Below are 19181 nucleotides of genomic sequence, written 5' to 3'. Positions count from 1 at the left end.
GTAATTGTTAAACATTTGTTATAATGTTCCGCGCTTTTCTTGCTCTCTTTCAATGGATTCGAACAAAGCTTTAAAGTTTCCAGCTCCAAAACCTCTTGCTCCCATACGTTGAATAATTTCAAAGAATAACGTTGGTCTATCTTCTACTGGTTTGGTGAATATTTGTAATAAATAGCCTTCTTCATCAGCATCAATCATGATACCTAAACTTTTTAACGTTTCGATATCTTCACGTAATTCATGACTAAATTCTTCCAATCGACCAGGAACTGCTTTGTAATACTCTTCTGGTGGAATAGATAAAAACTCAACACCTCGAGAACGCAACTGCGAAACTGTTGTTATGATATCATCAGTAGCTACAGCTATATGTTGAACTCCTGGACCTTCATAAAAATCTAGATATTCTTCAATTTGTGAGCGTTTTTTTCCTTCAGCAGGTTCGTTTATTGGGAATTTAATGCGACCATTACCATTACTCATTACTTTACTCATTAAAGCAGAGTATTCGGTGTGGATTTGCTTGTCATCAAAAGACAGGAAATTTACAAAGCCCATGACGTCTTCGTACCATTTTACCCAAGTATTCATTTCGCCCCAACCTACGTTACCAACCATGTGGTCAATATACTTTAAGCCAACTGGTTCTGGATTGTAATCAGATTCCCATTTCACAAACCCTGGCATAAACTGACCTTTATAGTTTTTACGTTCTACAAACATGTGAACGGTTTCTCCATAGGTGTAAATACCTGCTCTTACCACTTCTCCAAACTCATCGGTTTCAACTGTAGGTTCCATGTACGATTTTGCGCCACGCGATGTGGTTTCTTCGTAAGCACTACGAGCATCTTCAACCCAAAGTGCAACTACTTTTACACCATCGCCATGTTTTACAATATGGTCGTTAATTGGGTGTTTAGAGTTTAATGGAGTGGTTAAAACCAAGCGTATTTTGTCCTGTTTTAAGACATAAGATACTGTGTCTTTGCTTCCTGTTTCCAAACCTTTGTATGCGTAAGATTGAAACCCGAAAGCGGTTTTATAAAAGTGTGCTGCTTGTTTAGCGTTACCAACGTAAAACTCCACGTAGTCGGTCCCTAATAAAGGTAGAAAGTCTTCTGCTCCTTCAAATATTTTTTCCAGTCCGTAGTTTACTGATTCTATGTTTTTGCTCATTTTGTTTATTTTTTAGCCCTGATTGAGGCAGTTTGTTGGAGCTCTTAAAAACTGTATCTCGACTGCGCTCGATAGGACAGTTTTTAAAGCGACTGCCGAAAGCAGGATTAGCTTCTTATTAATATGTTATTCCAACCAAGATTTAAAATAATCTTCGTCTGCTATTTTTAATGCGTCTTCGGTTACTTGTAAGGGTTTAAATGTATCTACCATTACTGCTAACTCGTCGGTTTTTATCTTACCAATGCTTCGCTCTGTTGCTCCAGGATGTGGTCCATGCGGAATTCCTGCTGGATGCAGCGAGATATGACCTGCGTCAATATCGTTTCGGCTCATGAAATCGCCATCTACATAGTACAAAACCTCATCGCTATCTATATTGCTATGGTTATAAGGTGCAGGAATTGCTTCTGGATGGTAATCGTACAGCCTTGGTACAAAACTGCATACCACAAAGGCATCGGTCTCGAAAGTTTGGTGTACTGGTGGTGGTTGGTGCACACGACCTGTTATGGGCTCGAAATCGTGAATTGAAAAGGCGTACGGATAGTTATACCCATCGTACCCAACAACATCAAAAGGATGTGTGGCATAAACCATATCAAAAATATCGCCTTGCTTTTTAACTTTCATTAAAAAGTCTCCTGTTTCGTTATGAGTTTCCAATTCTTGCGGTTGACGTAAATCGCGCTCACAAAATGGCGAATGCTCTAACAATTGCCCAAACCAGTTGCGGTAACGCTTTGGAGTGTAAATTGGACGACGAGACTCCACAATAAACAAACGGTTGTCTTCGGTATCGAAATCTATTTTGTAGATGATTCCTCTTGGTACTAACAAATAGTCGCCATATTTAAAATCGAGGTTTCCTAAATGTGTTCGTAGTTTTCCGCTACCACGATGTACAAAAATAAGCTCGTCGGCATCGGTATTTTTGTAAAAATACTCTTTGGTAGATTGTTTTGGCGCTGCCAAAATAATACTACAATCGCTATTGGTCAATACTGTTTTTCGGCTTTCGAGATAATCGTTTATCTGTGGAATTTTAAATCCGTGAAGCCTATAGGATTGAATGTTATTTGCTTTGGCAATTTTAGGCGCTACACTGTATTGTTTTTTTATGTCTTTGACTTGTGTTGGCCTATGTTCGTGATACATATTGGTGGACATACCATCAAAACCAATGGTTCCAAATAATTGCTCGTAGTACAAGCTACCATCTGGTTTTCTAAACTGCGTATGTCGTTTATGTGGGATTTTCCCTAATTTATGATAAAAAGGCATTTTTTATATTTTAATGTTCTGATATTAAAAGTTTAAAGTTACAGAACAGTCGTTATTTAATTTATATAAAGATACAAAATATAAGATTTCTGTCTAAGCAGAAATTACAATAAGGCCTAATTATTCTGGGTTTCTCTTGATGAGAAAATGTAAGTGTAGTAATAAGTCTTCCCAAAATGGTTTCATGTCCTCAAATATCGAAAAATTTAAGCGATTATTAAAACCAAAACCCAATATTAAAGACCCAAATGCTTTTATTGTTCTCTGGAGACCATGTATACTTTGCTTCAAGCGGTCCTAAAAATGTTTCTACTGAATAACCTAAGGCATAACCACTGTAGTCAACCTTAGAAATCCATCCTCCAGACTCAAACAAGCCATCTTCAATATTTGCATAGTTAGCAGCAGCTATTATATGGTGTTTTTTAAATAACTCATAGTCTAAGGTTATGGTTCCTTTTACAAAACTATTACCTGTTAAGGCAATGTTTTCATACCCATAGAATGAAATAAAATTATTGATAAAGTTATTACCATAACCACCGAGTGCAAAATCGAGTGTTTTGGTAGAGTCGTCACCAATTTTAAAGCCTCCTTGTGATAAAAGGTTTACCGCAAACTTATCAGAAAAACTAAACGCATATCCTATATCAGCTTTAGCTATTGAGAATTCAGAAAACTCCTTGTTAAAGTTTGAAGCGTGTAAATACAAATGAAAATCGCCATTAAAATAAAATCCTTTCTTTGGAAAATACTTATTACTATATGTGTCTAGCTTAAGTCCTCCAAACAAACTTAAGTAATCTGTGTTTTCAAAAATGACCTCATCATCATCGCTTTGAAAATCGTCGATTATCGTTTCCGATTTAATTCTTAAACGCTTATGCTCTGCTCCAACACTAAATGCAAAGTCTTTTCTGAAAAGGGTTTGTAAATAAAATTGATTGGTTTGATCCTGTAATTCTACATCTAGTTTATTGATTCCTGTTAAGTCTTGCTCAGCATCATCTAGCAATAATTGTGCACTAATTCCCTTTTGAAATTGGTTAAATCTAGACCTTAAACCAATACTCCAGTAAAACCCTTTGTCAATAAAATATTCAAAATTATATCTAACATTATCTCCTAGAATAAAATCGAAAGAAGCTACATCGTTATCAAATAAAAATCGCTTTTTGGTAATGTTTACTAATGCTGCACTTTTATAAAGATCGTCATAATGTAAACCCAGCTTTAAAAAAGTAGTTGCTTTACTTTCTTTTAAGGTTGCATCTAAATCGTAACCATCAGAGTCTTTTGACTTTTTGAACTTGTATTGAAAGGCATCAAAATTATTGGTTGCAACCAAATTATTTACGCCACTATTAAAATCTTCATAGCTTACTTTAGAGTTTTGTTTTAATCTTAACTTTCCTAACACATACGACCTCGTGTAGCGTTTATTACCATCAAAATTTACTGAATTAATAAGTATACTATCTGGTGATTTAACTGCTTTATACTGTACAGACTTTTGATTTGTTTTTGCTAATGCTAAAAGTTCATCAATCTTTTGACTTGCAGCATATTCACCATTTTCCACAATTTGACTTCCTTCACTAAACGAAATTACAGTAAAGTCTTTAATGTCTGGTTTTATGTAAACATCGGTTTTCTTTACTTTAGACTTCATATCGTTAATTGTCCTGTAATTATTGATTTGAAGTAAAATATCAGGTGCTGAAGTCAACTCGTCCCTTGTAGCCAATCCATCTTGCACATCAACACCAATAATTATATCCATCCCTTTGGCTCTAAGCTCATCAATAGGATAATTGTTTACTACACCTCCATCGATAAGTAGTTGACCATCAATCTCAACAGGCTGAAACAACGACGGAAACGCTCCACTTGCTGTAATAGCTTTAGCTAAATTTCCTTTATCTAGAATTACCTCCTTACCAGTTTCTACATCAGTAGCAATACAAAAAAACGGAATAGGTAACTTTTGAAAATCATCAACCTCACTCACATGTAGGGTTAAATAGGTTAATAAATTATATACATTTTGCCCTCTTGAAATTGCTGAAGGTAACTTAAGTTTAAATTTATCAAACGGTAAGCTTACTGCATATTTTTCGGCATTATCCCGTTCGTAAAATGTTTTTGCTTCTCGAGGTAGATTATCGCTAATAACATCATCAAAATTTAGAGTTCTAAAAATTGAATCTAATTGTTTTCCTGTATAACCAGACGCATATAACGATCCAATAATAGCTCCCATACTGGTTCCTGCAACTTGGTCTACTTTAATACCTAAGCTATCAATAACCTTTAAAACACCTATGTGTGCAAACCCTTTTGCTCCACCACCACTTAGCACTAAACCTATTTTGGGCTTGGTTTCTTCTACGCTTTCTTGAGCATAAAGTGATATATTAAAAAATATCAGTGCTATTAAGATTATATGCTTCATTAATTATGATAGTAATTATAAATTTTATCTGCTTTTGATTTACCTACTGCATCTTCTAACTCATCTAGTTTTGCATTAGATACTCGACGAGCCGATTTAAATGTTTTTAAAAGCTCAACAACTGTTTTTTCTCCAATTCCTGGAATGGTTTCCAACTCAGTATTTAAAGCACTTTTGCTACGTTTGTTTCTGTGGTGTTCTATTCCAAAACGATGTGCTTCGTTACGTAATTGTTGAATGATTTTTAGGGTCTCGCTTTTTTTATCTAAATATAAGGGAATTGGATCATCTGGATAAAATAATTCTTCTAAACGTTTTGCAATTCCGATGATTGCTATTTTTCCTCTCAACCCCAAAACATCCAAACTCTTTAAGGCAGAAGAGAGTTGTCCTTTTCCTCCATCAATAACAATTAACTGTGGTAACGGTTGATCTTCGTCAAGCAAACGCTTGTATCGTCTAAACACTACTTCTTCCATAGACGCAAAATCGTCTGGTCCTTCAACTGTTTTTATATTAAAATGCCTGTAATCTTTTTTACTTGGTTTACCATCTTTAAACACTACACAAGCTGCAACAGGATTGGTTCCTTGTATGTTTGAGTTATCAAAACACTCAATATGTCTAGGCTCTTCACTTAACCGCAAATCGGCTTTCATTTGTGCCATAATCCTATTGACATGTCTATCAGGATCGGTGATTTTTACCTGTTTAAAGCGTTCCATTCGGTAATATTTAGCATTTCGAAGAGATAGGTCTAAAATGTGCTTTTTATCTCCTAGCTTAGGAATTGTTGTTTTTATATGTTCTCCAATATTCACCTTAAATGGCACATAAATTTCTTTTGACTTTGAATTAAAACGTTGTCTTAACTCGGTAATTGCCAATTCTAAAAGTTCAACATCAGTTTCTTGAAGTTTCTTTTTAATTTCTAATGTATGCGAACGAATAATTGAACCATAAGATAATTGCAAAAAATTGATATAGCCATAAGATTCATCACTTACAATGCTAAACACATCCACATTGCTAATTTTTGGATTGACTATAGTAGATTTTGACTGGTAGTTTTCTAAAACTTCAATTTTTTCTTTTATTTTCTGCGCTTCTTCAAACTGCATATCTTCGGCATAGTCTTTCATTTGCTGTTTAAACTGTGAAAGCGAATCTTTAAAATTTCCTTTAAGAATTTCTTTTATAGCATCAATGTTTGCGTGATACTCTGTTTCAGTTTCATAACCTTCACATGCACCTTTGCAATTTCCTAAATGATATTCTAAGCACACTTTATATTTATTGGCATCAATTTTTTCTTGTGACAAATCATAATTGCAAGTTCTTAATTGAAAAAGCCCTTTTATAAGGTTAAGCAATGTAGAAACGGTCTTCATACTTGTATAAGGACCAAAGTACTCACTACCATCTTTTATGACTCTTCTGGTAGAAAATACTCTTGGAAAACGCTCATTCTTAATACAAATCCATGGATAAGATTTGTCGTCTTTGAGCATAACATTGTAACGCGGTTGGTATTTTTTAATAAGATTATTCTCCAGCAATAGCGCATCGGTTTCGGTATCAACAACAATATGCTTTATAGTTGCAATTTTTTTCACCAACACTCTGGTTTTACCATAATCGTGCTGTTTATTGAAGTAAGAGCTTACGCGTTTCTTTAAGTTTTTGGCTTTACCTATGTACAAAATCTTGCCATCACTATCAAAATACTGATATACACCAGGTTGATTTGGTAGGGTTTTTAGCTGAATTTCTAGTGATGTATTGCTCATTACTTCAAAGGTAAATATTTTAATTTTTTAGCGTGAAAAATTTATGATTTTTAAAATTTTTTGAATTAACTTATTTACTACATTGCGCCACTTTTTTAAAACGTAAAAAAACACATGACAAAACAAATTATTGGTAGAATTGACAGAGTAGATTTTCCTACGCTAGGTCTTTTTAGCATTGATGTTAAGATAGATACAGGTGCTTACACCTCTGCCATACATTGTTCAAAAATTATTGAAAAAGACAACAAACTTTTTTGCACATTTTACAGTGCTGGTCATCCTAATTTTAGCGGAAAAGAAGTTGTGTTTGACAGCTATACTCGTACTGACGTAAAAAGTAGCAATGGTTTTAAGGAAAATAGATTTAAAATAAAATCAACCATTATATTTTTTGGTAAAACGTATAAGATTAACTTAACTTTAAGCACTAGAGATGATATGAAATTTCCTGTACTCATTGGCAGACAGTTTTTGAGCAAGAAATTTCTTGTTGACGTTAATCAACAAAATGTATCATACAATACCAGCATCCATGAACATTGTAATTCTATCTAGAAATTCGCATTTGTATTCAACGCGTCGATTAATCGATGAAGGAGAAAGAAGAGGTCATATCGTTGAAGTTATTGACCCTTTAAAATGTGATATTATTATTGAAAAAGAAAAACCAACTATCTATTATAAAGATAGGTATTTGGATTATGTAGATGCTATCATTCCTCGAATTGGAACTTCGGTAACCTTTTATGGTTGTGCTGTGGTAAGACAGTTTGAAATGATGAATGTATTTACAACTGTAACCTCTGATGCCATTGTACGTTCAAGAGATAAGTTGCGCAGTTTACAACGCCTAAGTAAAGCTGGTGTTGGTATGCCAAAAACGGTTTTCACTAACTACTCTAGAGACGTTGAAGAAGTTATTGAACATGTTGGAGGAACACCTGTAATTATTAAACTTTTAGAAGGCACACAAGGTTTAGGAGTTGTTTTAGCTGAAACAAAAAATGCTGCCGAATCAGTGTTGGAGGCCTTTAATGGTTTACAAGCAAGAGTTATTGTTCAAGAGTTTATTAAAGAAGCAAAAGGAGCCGATTTAAGAGCTTTAGTTGTTGATGGACATGTGGTTGGTGCCATGAAACGCCAAGGTAAAGAAGGCGAATTTAGGTCTAATTTACATAGAGGCGGAACTGCTGAAGTAGTAAAACTAGACGATGCTGAACTACGATTAGCAATGCAAGCATCTCGCGCTTTAAAATTACCTGTTTGCGGTGTTGATATGCTACAATCGGCAAGAGGACCTTTGTTATTGGAAGTTAACTCTACTCCAGGGCTTGAAGGCATTGAAGGTGCAACAGGGAAAAATATAGCAAAAGCTATTATCACTTATATAGAAAGAAACAGAACATGACCTACAAACAGAGGAAAGTTATAACAATTTTAGGACGCGATATTAAAGTTGGCGAAAGCTGTGAACTTAGTTTTGGTGTTGCTAATTTGCATACTTCCTCTAGTGTTGATGTTCCTGTAATTATTGAACGTTCTAAAAAACCTGGACCTGTAGTTTTATTTACCGCAGGTATTCATGGTGATGAAGTTAATGGTGTTGAAATTGTGCGTCAAATTATAGCAAAAGGCATCAATAAACCTAAGTGCGGAACTATTGTGTGTTTACCTGTAATTAATGTGTTTGGGTTTATTAACCTCAACAGAGAGTTCCCAGACGGAAGAGATTTAAACCGCGTATTTCCAGGTACAAAAAAAGGTTCTTTGGCTAGTAGAGTTGCTAATAAATTAGTTACCGAAGTTATTCCTGATGTAGATGTTGTAGTCGACTTTCATACTGGAGGAGCAGGTCGTTTTAATGCACCTCAAATGCGTATTGTAAAAAATAATCCTGAGCTCGATTTACTAGCAAACATTTTTAATGCACCTTTTATACTGTACTCAAAAAACATTAAAAAATCATTTAGAAGCGTGTTGAGCAAACATGGTAAACCTGTACTATTGTTTGAAGGCGGAAAATCTAATCATATTGATAACAACATTACCAATACTGGTGTAAATGGAGCTAAACGCGTCTTAAATCATTTAGGTATGTTATCTGCAAAATTTAAGGTGTCTAAACCTAAAAACAATCCTGTTTATATTTTAGACAGTCGTTGGCAACGTGCAAATATTTCAGGTATGTTTAGAGCTTCAGTTCAAATAAGTTCTGAAGTTACTAAAGGAGATATTATTGGTAATATTACTGACCCTTACGGAAAATTCAACCACTTTGTGAGAGCTTCTTTTTCGGGTTATATTATTAATGTTAATGAATCTCCTATTGTATATCAAGGTGATGCCCTTTTTCATATTACCACTAAACTAAAACCCTCTTCAAGTGAAAAAAGCCACCTTAAGAGCAACCTATAAACAAAAACGCAACGCTTTAACAGTAAATGATGTTGATGATTTGAGTCTTCAAATTGCAAATGCGTTACTTCAATTAGATATTTGGGACAAATCGTTTTATCATATTTTTTTATCTATTGAAGAACAAAAGGAAATCAATACCGATTTTATTTTAAATATACTCTCTGGAAAAGATAAAAACATAGTGATTTCAAAAAGTGATTTCAACACGTATGAAATGACTCATTTTCTCTTAACTGATGCAACAGTTATTAAGAAAAACCATTATAATATCCCAGAACCAGTTGATGGTATTGCTATTCCTTCGGAAAAAATAGATGTTGTTTTTGTTCCGCTTTTAGCTTTTGATAAACAAGGTCATCGTGTAGGTTATGGCAAAGGGTTTTATGATAAATTCCTGTCGCAATGCAACCCTGAAACACTGAAAATTGGACTGTCTTTTTTTGAAGCAGAAACCCAAATTGAAGACACTTTTGAAAGTGATGTTACTTTAGATTATTGCGTGACGCCAGAGCAAGTTTATATGTTTTAATTATATAACCTTGTATTGAGTTATAATAGCTTCTTCAATATCTCTATAACTATTAGTGCAAAAAATATGGTCAATATATTCTTTTAGTTCATCGAAGCCATAATTAAATTGTGCATGTGAAACATATAGAAAGACTTTACTAGCACCAAGGTTTTTTAGTGCTTTTGCCAAATCCTTAAATGTTCTTCCTCCATCAGCAATATCATCTACAATTAAACAATCTCTCCCTTTTATATTTCCCTGAATTTCTATTTTTGGCTTTCCATTTATTCTGATTTTATTCGAAGGGATTAAATCTGTTTTTAAAATTTCGGCTATTTTGTGAGTGTTTTTATACGCGCCAGCATCTGGGCTTACAAGTATTGGGGCTCCAATTTCTTCGTAAGCCATTTTTATGAATTTATAACTATTTAATTCTTTAGAGTTGTTAATTAAAGCCAATGCTACACTACTATGAGGATGAAACAATTCAACTCTATCAAAATTCATGGTATTTATAAATCTAGAAATAACTTTTAAATCAAAAGATTCAGATTCGTTAAATCTCCTGTCTGACCTTTGGCCTATTAAACAGTAAATTGTCAATATGGATGAAAGACCTTTACTTGTTACGTTTTCATTATCCCATGCCTCTTTTATAGATGCAGCTCTAAATAAATCTTCATAATTATTACCTCTTATTTTCACATGTAGATTTCCAGTCCCAATAATTTTAGCTGTCACTTGACCATCTTTAAATTTTTTTGTTTCGTAAATCATAAAACGTATTATAATATTTTATTAATTCTTTCCCTTATTTGATTTAAATTAGTAAAATTAAAAAACTTGCCATTTTCATATATTACCTTTAATTCTCCTTTATTTTCCTCAATTTCAGAAACTTCATCCTTCAATATATATATTCCATCTTCATAATCTACCTTAATAAGTCCCTTTGCGGATTTTTTTACACCATCATCCGTTATTGGATCTTTAAAAATCTCTCTTCTCATACCATTTACTACTACTGATGTAGCTTTCATAGCAAAGCCAAAAGTATCTCTAGTGTTAAATTGATAAGTAAAAGAACCTATTCCAAGCACGACATTAGTTGTGGCAAACCCTTTATCATGCAATCTTTTACATATTTGCTCTGCCCTTTCTGTAGTAATGCTATCTCCATAGATAGCTCCAATATGGCTGTCTAAAACTTTAAACCCTTGTTTGTTAATAGTTCCTCCAAAAATTTCCCAAAGTAATTCAATTACCCCTTTGTCTTTTGGCAATAATCCACCTAGTTCAAAACTTTCTCCACAAATTATATCTACTGGGTCACCACTATCTGGCCTAATAACTAACTTACCATCTCTATTTAAGATTTCATTTTTGAGTTTAGGTAAAAATTCTGTAATTACTTTCCACAAATCCCATGTGTCACTTACTACAGATAAAATCCCTTTAGGATAAATCTTCATTAAATTTTGAAAAGTAGTAATCTCGTCTTTTTTTGTTCCTGCGCACATTACAGAGTGCTCAGTTGCATTAACAGAACCAATAACAAATCCTTCTGCTGAATAATATTTACGCATACCACCAATTACAGGAAGTGTATCCGAACCCAAAAAAACACTTGCGTGTCCCATACCAGAAGACAAAGTGCTTTGTAAACCTCCCATGCCTCTCATTGAAAAATCATGTCCTTGAAACTCTATAAACCCTAAATTGTTCCTATCAGTTAAAAGTGCCCATTTTTTAAATATGCGCTTATAATTTAATGCGATTGAGGCAGAAGTCATTGGCTGCCAAAGCATTGACGAAAGTATAGTTTCTAAAAAATTTGTTACCCAATAAAATTCTTTTCTAGTATTTACTATAGTTAAAATTGGGACTCTTATAGGCACTTCTACACCTTCTGGTAGTGATTTAATCTTGATTGGTAAATATTGTAAGTCATGTAATTGTTCAAAATGCGAAACATCATAATCCATCCCTAAATACAAAGAAAGCTCCTCCTTTATTTCTTTACAAACTTGTGCTTTAGATTTAGAGAAGAAATTATTTTTAAAATAATCATGCAACCAGCTAATTACATATTGTTGCCCAAAAGAAACCACATTATCACAACCTTTGGGAGCATATTTATTACTTCTAGGAGTCCAATTTGAGTAAACCTCTTCTGTCCCATTAGGGTATTGCTTGTGATGTCCCGTTTTATATCCGTCAGTTAAAAACAAACCATTCATAATAATTGTATTTGTGTTATATGTACGCAAATATAATTTGTATTTATGTTTTAGCAAAATTATTTTGTGTTTTTTTTACACAAATACGTGATTTATAGATTTTAGATTTCGAAAATTATTCCTTCTTTTTTAAGTTGGAAGTACTTTTTTTTGTTGAACTGAAATAATTTAGCGGGTCTTCCAGAACCCTTAGATACTTTTTCTTCAAGTTCATCTAGAATATTCAGATTTAAAATCTTTTTTCTGAAATTTCGCCTATCAATTTCTCTTCCTAAAAGCGTCGTATAGAGCTTCTCTAAATCTGAAAATGGAAATTTTTTGTCAAGTAATTCGAACCCTATAGGTTCATAGGTAATCTTACCTCTCAATCGTTCAATAGCAGTGAGTAAAATCTCATAATGGTCAAATGACAACTCAGGTAAACTATCAATATTAAACCATTGCACTTGTTCTGCATCAGTAGAAGCATATAACTTATATATACTTGGTCTTACCAAGCCAAAATAAGCAACAGATACTATTCTAGTTCTTGGGTCTCTATCAGGCTTACCAAATGTATATAATTGTTCAAGGTAATTTATTTTTAAACCTGTTTCTTCATATAATTCTCTTTCTACAGCATTTTCTAAAGACTCTTCATTCCAAACAAAACCTCCTGGAATCGCCCATTTTCCAATAAATGGTTTATATTTCCTTTTAATCAATAATACAGATATATTCCCTTCTTCATATCCAAAAACAACTGCATCTACTGATAATTTAATTGATTGATTACGCATTATGTGTGAATTATACACAAAAATATATAATCTATTTTAAAAAAGCCTAAATTATTAATTGAACGCTTTTTTATTAAAGAAGATTAAAATTCCTATTCCAGTACTTATTGCCATATCAGCAATATTAAAAACAGGTTCAAAAAATGTAAAGTACTTTCCGCCATAAAACGGAATCCAATTAGGTAAAACACCTTTCCAAATAGGAAAATGAAGCATGTCTACAACCTTCCCATGAAATAACGAATCGTAGCCTCCATCTTGCGGTAAAAATGTAGCAACTTGGTTAGAGCTAGAATCAAATAAAACACCATAAAATACTGAATCTATAATGTTACCTAAAGCACCAGCAAATATTAAAGAAACTGCAATGGTTAGTGTTTTGGACGCATTTTTTTTAACCGAAGTCACTAACCAATATCCAATACCAACAACAGCTACTATTCTAAAAAGTGTTAGGCAAAGTTTAGCTGTTCTATCAGAAATAAAAGTAACAAAATCGCTGAGTTTAGTTCCCCAAGCCATTCCATCGTTTTCAACAAATACTATTTGAAACCAGTCAAAAACTATTGCTCTTTCAGTTAATGAAAAATTCGTTTTAATGTATACTTTACTTATTTGGTCAATAAGTAGTATTACAATTATTAAGAGTGTTGCTTTTTTTAATGACATATTTGGGTGCAAAAATAAACTATTATTTTATTAAAAATAAAAACGTCTTGCCATGAGCAAGACGCTAATTATAGTTACTTAAACTCGTTACAATATCACGAGGTTCTCACTTTTATGAGAATGTTATTGTTGCATATTTTTAGCTTCAATACTAAGTGTAGCATGTGGCACAAGCTTTAAACGTTCTTTATTGATAAGCTTTCCTGTAACACGACAAATGCCATAAGTTTTATTTTCTATTCTAATAATAGCATTTTTTAAATCGCGAATGAATTTTTCCTGACGAATAGCTAACTGTGAGTTTGCTTCTTTACTCATTGTTTCACTACCTTCTTCAAAGGCTTTAAACGTTGGAGAGGTATCATCAGTACCATTATTGAGGTCATTCATATAAGCACTTTTAATTAATTCTAAATCGTGCTCTGCTTTATCTATTTTCTCTTGTATTAAAGCTTTAAATTCTGCTAAATCTTTATCAGAGTATCTTACGTTTGTTTCTGCTGCCATATTCTCTAATGTTTTTGAATAAACAATTTGGTATTTACATCATCAAAAGCAATTTCTATACCATTGTTTACAGTGTCCATAATTTCAAGTTCTTCGGTTAAAGTTTCTGTTTTGATATACTCAAGATTTGTATCTATGGCTTTAACAATATTATCATCTTTTTGAAGTACAACATTAATTCTGTCTGTAACTTCAAAGCCTGAATCTTTACGTAAATTTTGAATACGGTTTACGAGCTCACGAGCAATCCCTTCTCTTCGTAAATTATCAGTAAGTGTAACATCAAGTGCTACTGTTAAAGCACCTTCGTTAGCAACAAGCCAACCTTCGATATCTTGAGATGTTATCTCAACATCAGCGAGTTCTAAAGTAATGTTTTTTCCGTTAACTTCAACATCTAAAACACCATTTTGCTCGATTTTTTTAATATCTTCTGAAGTAAACTTAGAAATTGCTCCAGCAATAAGCTTCATATCTTTACCAAAACGTGGTCCTAACGCTTTAAAATTAGGCTTTATCTGTTTTACTAAAATATCTGAAGCGTCGCTTAACAATTCAATTTCTTTAATGTTAACCTCATGTTTTATTAAATCGGCAACTGCAAGAATTTCTTCCTTTTGTTGTTCACTATCAACAGGAATCATAATTTTTTGCAATGGTTGACGCACTTTAATCTTCTCCTTTGCTCTTAACGACAATACCAACGACGATATTGTTTGCGCATTCTCCATTTTACGTTCTAAACTTTTATCTACAAAGCTTTCATCGTATTTTGGAAACTCCGCCAAATGTACACTCTCAAAGTTTTCTTTTTGTGTTACTTGTGTTAAGTCTTGGTAAAGTTTATCCATATAAAATGGTGCAATTGGCGCGCCTAATTTTGCAAGCGTTATCATACAGGTATAAAGTGTTTGATAAGCCGAAATTTTATCGGTTTGGTAATCGCCTTTCCAAAAACGTCTTCTACTTAAACGCACATACCAGTTACTTAAATATTCTTGTGTAAAGTCTGATATAGCTCTTGCTGCTTTAGTAGGTTCGTATTCTGCATAGAACTCATCTACCTTCTTGATAAGCGTATGTAGTTCAGATAAAATCCAACGGTCTAACTCTGGACGTTCTTCTAACGGAATATCAGCTTCGCTATAATTGAATGTATCTAAATTGGTATATAAACTAAAGAATGAGTAGGTATTGTAAAGTGTTCCGAAGAATTTACGTTTAACTTCCTCAATACCATCTACATCAAATTTTAGGTTATCCCAAGGGTTTGCGTTTGAAATCATGTACCAACGTGTGGCATCAGCACCATAAGTTGATAAGGTTTCAAAAGGATCTGTAGCATTACCTAAACGTTTAGACATTTTTTGTCCGTTTTTGTCTAATACCAGTCCGTTAGACACCACGTTTTTATAAGCTACTGAATCAAACACCATCGTTCCAATAGCATGTAGCGTATAGAACCAACCACGTGTTTGGTCAACACCTTCTGCGATAAAATCGGCAGGGAATGAAGTGTTGTTGTCTATTTTTTCTTTGTTTTCAAACGGATAATGCCATTGTGCATAAGGCATAGAGCCTGAATCAAACCAAACATCAATTAAGTCGCTTTCGCGCTTCATTGGTTGTCCTGATGGTGACACAAGCACAATTTCATCTACAATGTTTTTATGTAAATCTAACTTTGCATAGTTTTCTTCGGAATTGTTTCCTACTTCAAAATCAGCAAAAATATCAGCTTTCATTACGCCTGCCTCAACAGCTTTAGCCATTTCAGCTTTAAGCTCTTCAACAGAACCAATACAGATTTCTTCTTTACCATCTTCGGTTCTCCAAATTGGCAACGGAATTCCCCAATAACGCGAACGCGATAAGTTCCAATCGTTGGCATTAGCAAGCCAATTTCCAAAACGACCAGTTCCTGTTGCTTTTGGTTTCCAATTGATGGTTTCATTCAATTCAAACATTCTGTCCTTAACATCGGTTACTTTAATAAACCAAGAATCTAACGGATAGTATAGAATTGGCTTATCAGTTCTCCAACAGTTAGGATAGCTGTGTTTGTATTTTTCAACCTTAAAGGCTTTATTTTCGGTTTTTAATTTGATAGCTAACTCTACATCAACTGATTTTTCAGGAGCTTCGCCATCATTGTAATATTCATTTTTCACATACTTACCTGCAAACTCACCCATTTCAGGACGGAATTTACCTTGTAAATCTACTAGAGGCACCAAGTTTCCATTAGCATCTTTTACCAACATTGGTGGCACTTCAGGAGTTGCTTGTTTAGCAACCAAAGCATCATCTGCACCAAAAGTTGGCGCAGTATGCACAATTCCTGTTCCGTCTTCAGTCGTTACGAAATCTCCAGCAATAACTCTAAAGGCATTTTCAGGATTGTCGTTTGGTAACGAATAAGGCAATAATTGCTCATACGTAATACCAACTAAATCGGCTCCTTTAAATTCTTTTACAACGTAGTATGGTATTTTCTTATCTCCAGATGTATATTCTAATAATTCTGGTTTTGTTTCAACACGCTTAAACTTTCCGTCAAATTGCTTGTTAACTAACGGTTTTGCTAGCACTACGTTAATTGGTTCAAACGTATATTGGTTATAGGTTTCAACTAAAACATAATCTATTTTAGGCCCAACCGTTAAAGCTGTATTACTTGGAAGCGTCCAAGGCGTGGTAGTCCAAGCCAAGAAATGAATGGTTCCTTCGTTTTGTAAAAAGTCAGGAAGCGATGCTTCATTAGCTTTAAACTGCGCAACAACCGTTGTATCTGTTACATCTTGATAGGTTCCTGGTTGGTTTAACTCATGCGAACTTAATCCTGTACCAGCTTTTGGCGAATATGGTTGAATGGTATAACCTTTATACAACAAGCTTTTGTTGTATATCTGCTTTAGTAACCACCAAACCGATTCCATGTATTTAGGTTCATAAGTAATGTATGGATCGTCCATATCAACCCAGTAACCCATTTTTTGAGTCAGGTCATTCCAAACATCAGTGTAACGCATAACTGCTTTACGGCAGGCAGCGTTGTAGTCTTCAACCGAGATGGTTTTACCAATGTCTTCTTTTGTAATTCCCAATTCTTTTTCCACACCTAACTCAATAGGTAATCCGTGGGTATCCCAACCAGCTTTACGCTTTACTTGGAAACCTTTCATGGTTTTGTAACGCGGAAAAATATCTTTGATAGCACGTGCTAAAACGTGGTGTACACCAGGTAAACCGTTTGCAGAAGGAGGCCCTTCAAAAAACACAAATGGTTTAGCGTTTTCACGTGTGGTTACACTTTTTTCAAATACGTTATTTTCTTGCCAATAATTGCCAATTTCTTCAGCAACTTTTGGTAAGTCAAGACCTTTATATTCAGGGAATTTCTTACTCATTATATCATTAATTCGTTTCGACGTGCGAAATTAATGATTTTTAGTAAAATAGTCATTGAAATGGTCTAAAACTATTTTGTATACAATCTAAAGGAATCAATGTGTTTTCTCAAAGTCTCTTTTAAATATTTCAGCCTTTTTAGAAAGTCTAGCAAATTCCCTTGCATGTTCTAAAGTACACCATCTATTTGTAAAGTATAGATATTGAGGATAAGAAGCTTCCGTTTCACCAACTAAAACGAAATAAAATTCACCATTTTTAAAGTAATAATTTTCAACTAGTGTCTTATCAGTTATTTCTATATTCTTTATCCTAAAGAGCTCATTTGTTTTCTCATTATAGAATACTGAATGTTTAAATCTTGTTGTATCTGTTGAGATTACTTCAGCAATTTCTTGCTTTAAATTTTTATTGTTTTTAACCTCTCTTTCGTAATTTTTAAATGCTATTATTTCTTCTTTTAAATCTTCAAAAGACTTAACAAAAGTAGTTTCTTGGTTAATTTCTGGACTACATGAAGCAAAAATTAAAAAAACAATTACTATTCTAATTTTCATTTGATTTTTTTATTAAACAATAAAATCTACCAAATCCTCAATTTTCGAAATCATTTGAATCTTGATAACAGTATTCTTGAGTGATATTTTATTGTACTTAGATACGAAAATAGTTGAAAATCCTAATTTTTCAGCTTCTAGAATACGTTGCTCAACACGTTGAACAGGTCTAATTTCACCAGACAAACCAACCTCAGCAGCAAAACAAAAATCGCTTTGCAAAGCCTCGTCTTCATTAGATGATAAAATGGCAGCTACAACCGCTAAATCTATTGCAGGATCATCAACAGTAATACCTCCTGTGATGTTTAGAAAGACATCTTTTGCTCCAAGACGAAAACCAGCTCGCTTTTCTAAAACCGCTAAAAGCATATTTAAGCGTTTTGCATTAAAACCAGTGGCACTACGTTGTGGTGTTCCATAAACTGCTGTACTTACCAAAGCTTGTACTTCAATCATTAAAGGTCGCATACCTTCTAGTGTTGCTGCAATAGCGTTACCACTTAAGGCTTCATCTTTTTCTGAAATTAATATCTCGCTTGGGTTGGTAACTTCTCGCAAACCAGAACCTTGCATTTCGTAAATTCCGAGTTCGTTAGTAGATCCAAATCGGTTTTTATTGGCCCTAAGGATTCTAAACACATGATTTCGGTCGCCTTCAAATTGTAAAACCGTATCTACCATGTGCTCCAATATTTTTGGGCCAGCTATATTACCATCTTTGGTGATATGACCAATCAAAATTACAGGCGTTGCTGTTTCCTTGGCAAATTTGATAAGCTCTGTAGTACACTCCTTAATTTGCGAAATACTCCCTGAAGACGACTCGATATAATCGCTGTGCAATGTTTGAATAGAATCTACAACAACAATATCTGGTTCTAACTCTTCAATTTGCCTAAAAATATTTTGTGTTTTGGTTTCGGTTAAAATATAACAATTGCTACTGTTTGGGTTAATACGTTCAGCACGCATTTTTATTTGCTTTTGGCTCTCTTCACCTGAAACATATAGTGTCTTGTATGGCAATTTTAAAGCTATTTGAAGCAAGAGTGTGCTTTTTCCTATTCCTGGTTCGCCTCCTAAAAGCGTTAACGATCCAGGAACCAATCCACCTCCTAAAACACGATTAAACTCATGGTCTTGGGTGTTTAAACGCGCTTCTTGGGCTGTATCAATTTCATTAATCAATAACGGTTTTGAAACGCGTTTTGTTGATGCTTTTTCGGGAGTTTTCCAGTCGCTTTTTTCTGGTTTTTGTATGAGTTCTTCAGCAATGGTATTCCACTCTTTACACGCTGTACATTGTCCTTGCCATTTAGAGTATTGTGTGCCACAATTTTGACAGAAAAATGTCGTTTTTACTTTAGCCATTAAC

16 protein-coding genes are annotated in these 19181 nt (G+C 33.8%); 4 read left to right on the top strand and 12 right to left on the bottom strand.

Features of this window, described 5'->3' with window-relative positions; all coding sequences use genetic code 11:
• Positions 1–18: 18 nt before the first annotated feature.
• From hppD to uvrC, 4 genes are all read right to left on the bottom strand, one after another.
• Positions 19–1179: a 4-hydroxyphenylpyruvate dioxygenase gene (gene hppD, locus ABD011_RS02930; protein WP_343795647.1), complete on the bottom strand. Its 1161-nt coding sequence runs from the start codon at positions 1177–1179 to the stop codon at positions 19–21.
• Between the two features lie 126 nt (positions 1180–1305).
• Positions 1306–2463 carry a homogentisate 1,2-dioxygenase gene (locus ABD011_RS02925; protein WP_343795646.1) on the bottom strand — a complete coding sequence of 386 codons (1158 nt, stop codon included), beginning with the start codon at positions 2461–2463 and terminating at the stop codon, positions 1306–1308.
• A 217-nt stretch (positions 2464–2680) separates the two neighbouring features.
• Positions 2681–4918 (bottom strand): patatin-like phospholipase family protein, encoded by a 2238-nt coding sequence (locus tag ABD011_RS02920; RefSeq protein ID WP_343795644.1) that lies wholly within the window; start codon positions 4916–4918, stop codon positions 2681–2683.
• Positions 4918–6708 (bottom strand): excinuclease ABC subunit UvrC, encoded by a 1791-nt coding sequence (gene uvrC, locus ABD011_RS02915; protein WP_343795642.1) that lies wholly within the window; start codon positions 6706–6708, stop codon positions 4918–4920. Before uvrC ends, ABD011_RS02920 begins: the two co-directional genes overlap by 1 nt.
• Positions 6709–6822: 114 nt before the next feature.
• Here uvrC and ABD011_RS02910 point away from each other — a divergent pair, with 114 nt between their 5' ends.
• Genes ABD011_RS02910 through ABD011_RS02895 form a run of 4 tightly spaced genes read left to right on the top strand, consistent with a single transcriptional unit; the run spans position 6823 to position 9658 of the window.
• A complete protein-coding gene (locus ABD011_RS02910) occupies positions 6823–7266 on the top strand; it encodes an ATP-dependent zinc protease family protein (RefSeq protein WP_343795641.1) in 444 nt (147 codons plus the stop codon).
• On the top strand, positions 7244–8119 hold the full coding sequence (gene rimK / locus ABD011_RS02905; protein WP_343795639.1) for a 30S ribosomal protein S6--L-glutamate ligase: 876 nt from the start codon (positions 7244–7246) through the stop codon (positions 8117–8119). The genes ABD011_RS02910 and rimK overlap by 23 nt, the downstream gene beginning before the upstream one ends.
• Positions 8116–9126, top strand: a complete 1011-nt coding sequence (locus ABD011_RS02900; RefSeq protein ID WP_343795637.1) for a succinylglutamate desuccinylase/aspartoacylase family protein — start codon at positions 8116–8118, stop codon at positions 9124–9126. Before rimK ends, ABD011_RS02900 begins: the two co-directional genes overlap by 4 nt.
• Positions 9095–9658 carry a 5-formyltetrahydrofolate cyclo-ligase gene (locus tag ABD011_RS02895; protein WP_343795635.1) on the top strand — a complete coding sequence of 188 codons (564 nt, stop codon included), beginning with the start codon at positions 9095–9097 and terminating at the stop codon, positions 9656–9658. Before ABD011_RS02900 ends, ABD011_RS02895 begins: the two co-directional genes overlap by 32 nt.
• Here ABD011_RS02895 and ABD011_RS02890 read toward each other — a convergent pair whose 3' ends face one another.
• From ABD011_RS02890 to radA, 8 genes are all read right to left on the bottom strand, one after another.
• Complete coding sequence (locus ABD011_RS02890) at positions 9659–10417, bottom strand: phosphoribosyltransferase family protein (protein WP_343795633.1); 759 nt, start codon at positions 10415–10417, stop codon at positions 9659–9661.
• A gap of 8 nt (positions 10418–10425) precedes the next feature.
• Positions 10426–11880 (bottom strand): nicotinate phosphoribosyltransferase, encoded by a 1455-nt coding sequence (locus ABD011_RS02885; protein ID WP_343795631.1) that lies wholly within the window; start codon positions 11878–11880, stop codon positions 10426–10428.
• A 101-nt stretch (positions 11881–11981) separates the two neighbouring features.
• Positions 11982–12659, bottom strand: coding sequence for an NUDIX hydrolase (locus ABD011_RS02880; RefSeq protein ID WP_343795629.1), 678 nt, complete (start codon positions 12657–12659; stop codon positions 11982–11984).
• A 54-nt stretch (positions 12660–12713) separates the two neighbouring features.
• Positions 12714–13328 carry a lipoprotein signal peptidase gene (locus ABD011_RS02875; protein ID WP_129759589.1) on the bottom strand — a complete coding sequence of 205 codons (615 nt, stop codon included), beginning with the start codon at positions 13326–13328 and terminating at the stop codon, positions 12714–12716.
• A 123-nt stretch (positions 13329–13451) separates the two neighbouring features.
• A complete protein-coding gene (locus ABD011_RS02870; protein ID WP_129759590.1) occupies positions 13452–13835 on the bottom strand; it encodes a TraR/DksA family transcriptional regulator in 384 nt (127 codons plus the stop codon).
• Positions 13836–13840: 5 nt separating this feature from the next.
• Positions 13841–17245, bottom strand: a complete 3405-nt coding sequence (ileS, locus tag ABD011_RS02865; RefSeq protein ID WP_343795624.1) for an isoleucine--tRNA ligase — start codon at positions 17243–17245, stop codon at positions 13841–13843.
• Positions 17246–17341: 96 nt separating this feature from the next.
• Positions 17342–17803 (bottom strand): hypothetical protein, encoded by a 462-nt coding sequence (locus ABD011_RS02860; protein ID WP_343795622.1) that lies wholly within the window; start codon positions 17801–17803, stop codon positions 17342–17344.
• A gap of 12 nt (positions 17804–17815) precedes the next feature.
• Entirely contained in the window at positions 17816–19177 is a 1362-nt protein-coding gene (gene radA / locus ABD011_RS02855; protein WP_343795620.1) for a DNA repair protein RadA, read from the bottom strand.
• Positions 19178–19181 lie beyond the last annotated feature (4 nt).

The organism is Gaetbulibacter jejuensis, assembly GCF_039524015.1.
GTDB classification, from domain to species: Bacteria; Bacteroidota; Bacteroidia; order Flavobacteriales; family Flavobacteriaceae; genus Gaetbulibacter_B; species Gaetbulibacter_B jejuensis.
Note: the sequence above shows the minus strand (reverse complement) of the source record. Positions and strands in the feature narration are given on the sequence as shown.

What these genes read in the sequence shown, in the direction of transcription:
- hppD (WP_343795647.1), bottom strand. Translation starts at nt 1,179, where the DNA reads ATGAGCAAAAACATAGAATCAGTAAACTACGGACTGGAAAAAATATTT.
- ABD011_RS02925 (WP_343795646.1), bottom strand. Translation starts at nt 2,463, where the DNA reads ATGCCTTTTTATCATAAATTAGGGAAAATCCCACATAAACGACATACG.
- ABD011_RS02920 (WP_343795644.1), bottom strand. Translation starts at nt 4,918, where the DNA reads ATGAAGCATATAATCTTAATAGCACTGATATTTTTTAATATATCACTT.
- uvrC (WP_343795642.1), bottom strand. Translation starts at nt 6,708, where the DNA reads ATGAGCAATACATCACTAGAAATTCAGCTAAAAACCCTACCAAATCAA.
- ABD011_RS02910 (WP_343795641.1), top strand. Translation starts at nt 6,823, where the DNA reads ATGACAAAACAAATTATTGGTAGAATTGACAGAGTAGATTTTCCTACG.
- rimK (WP_343795639.1), top strand. Translation starts at nt 7,244, where the DNA reads ATGAACATTGTAATTCTATCTAGAAATTCGCATTTGTATTCAACGCGT.
- ABD011_RS02900 (WP_343795637.1), top strand. Translation starts at nt 8,116, where the DNA reads ATGACCTACAAACAGAGGAAAGTTATAACAATTTTAGGACGCGATATT.
- ABD011_RS02890 (WP_343795633.1), bottom strand. Translation starts at nt 10,417, where the DNA reads ATGATTTACGAAACAAAAAAATTTAAAGATGGTCAAGTGACAGCTAAA.
- ABD011_RS02885 (WP_343795631.1), bottom strand. Translation starts at nt 11,880, where the DNA reads ATGAATGGTTTGTTTTTAACTGACGGATATAAAACGGGACATCACAAG.
- ABD011_RS02880 (WP_343795629.1), bottom strand. Translation starts at nt 12,659, where the DNA reads ATGCGTAATCAATCAATTAAATTATCAGTAGATGCAGTTGTTTTTGGA.
- ABD011_RS02875 (WP_129759589.1), bottom strand. Translation starts at nt 13,328, where the DNA reads ATGTCATTAAAAAAAGCAACACTCTTAATAATTGTAATACTACTTATT.
- ABD011_RS02870 (WP_129759590.1), bottom strand. Translation starts at nt 13,835, where the DNA reads ATGGCAGCAGAAACAAACGTAAGATACTCTGATAAAGATTTAGCAGAA.
- ileS (WP_343795624.1), bottom strand. Translation starts at nt 17,245, where the DNA reads ATGAGTAAGAAATTCCCTGAATATAAAGGTCTTGACTTACCAAAAGTT.
- ABD011_RS02860 (WP_343795622.1), bottom strand. Translation starts at nt 17,803, where the DNA reads ATGAAAATTAGAATAGTAATTGTTTTTTTAATTTTTGCTTCATGTAGT.
- radA (WP_343795620.1), bottom strand. Translation starts at nt 19,177, where the DNA reads ATGGCTAAAGTAAAAACGACATTTTTCTGTCAAAATTGTGGCACACAA.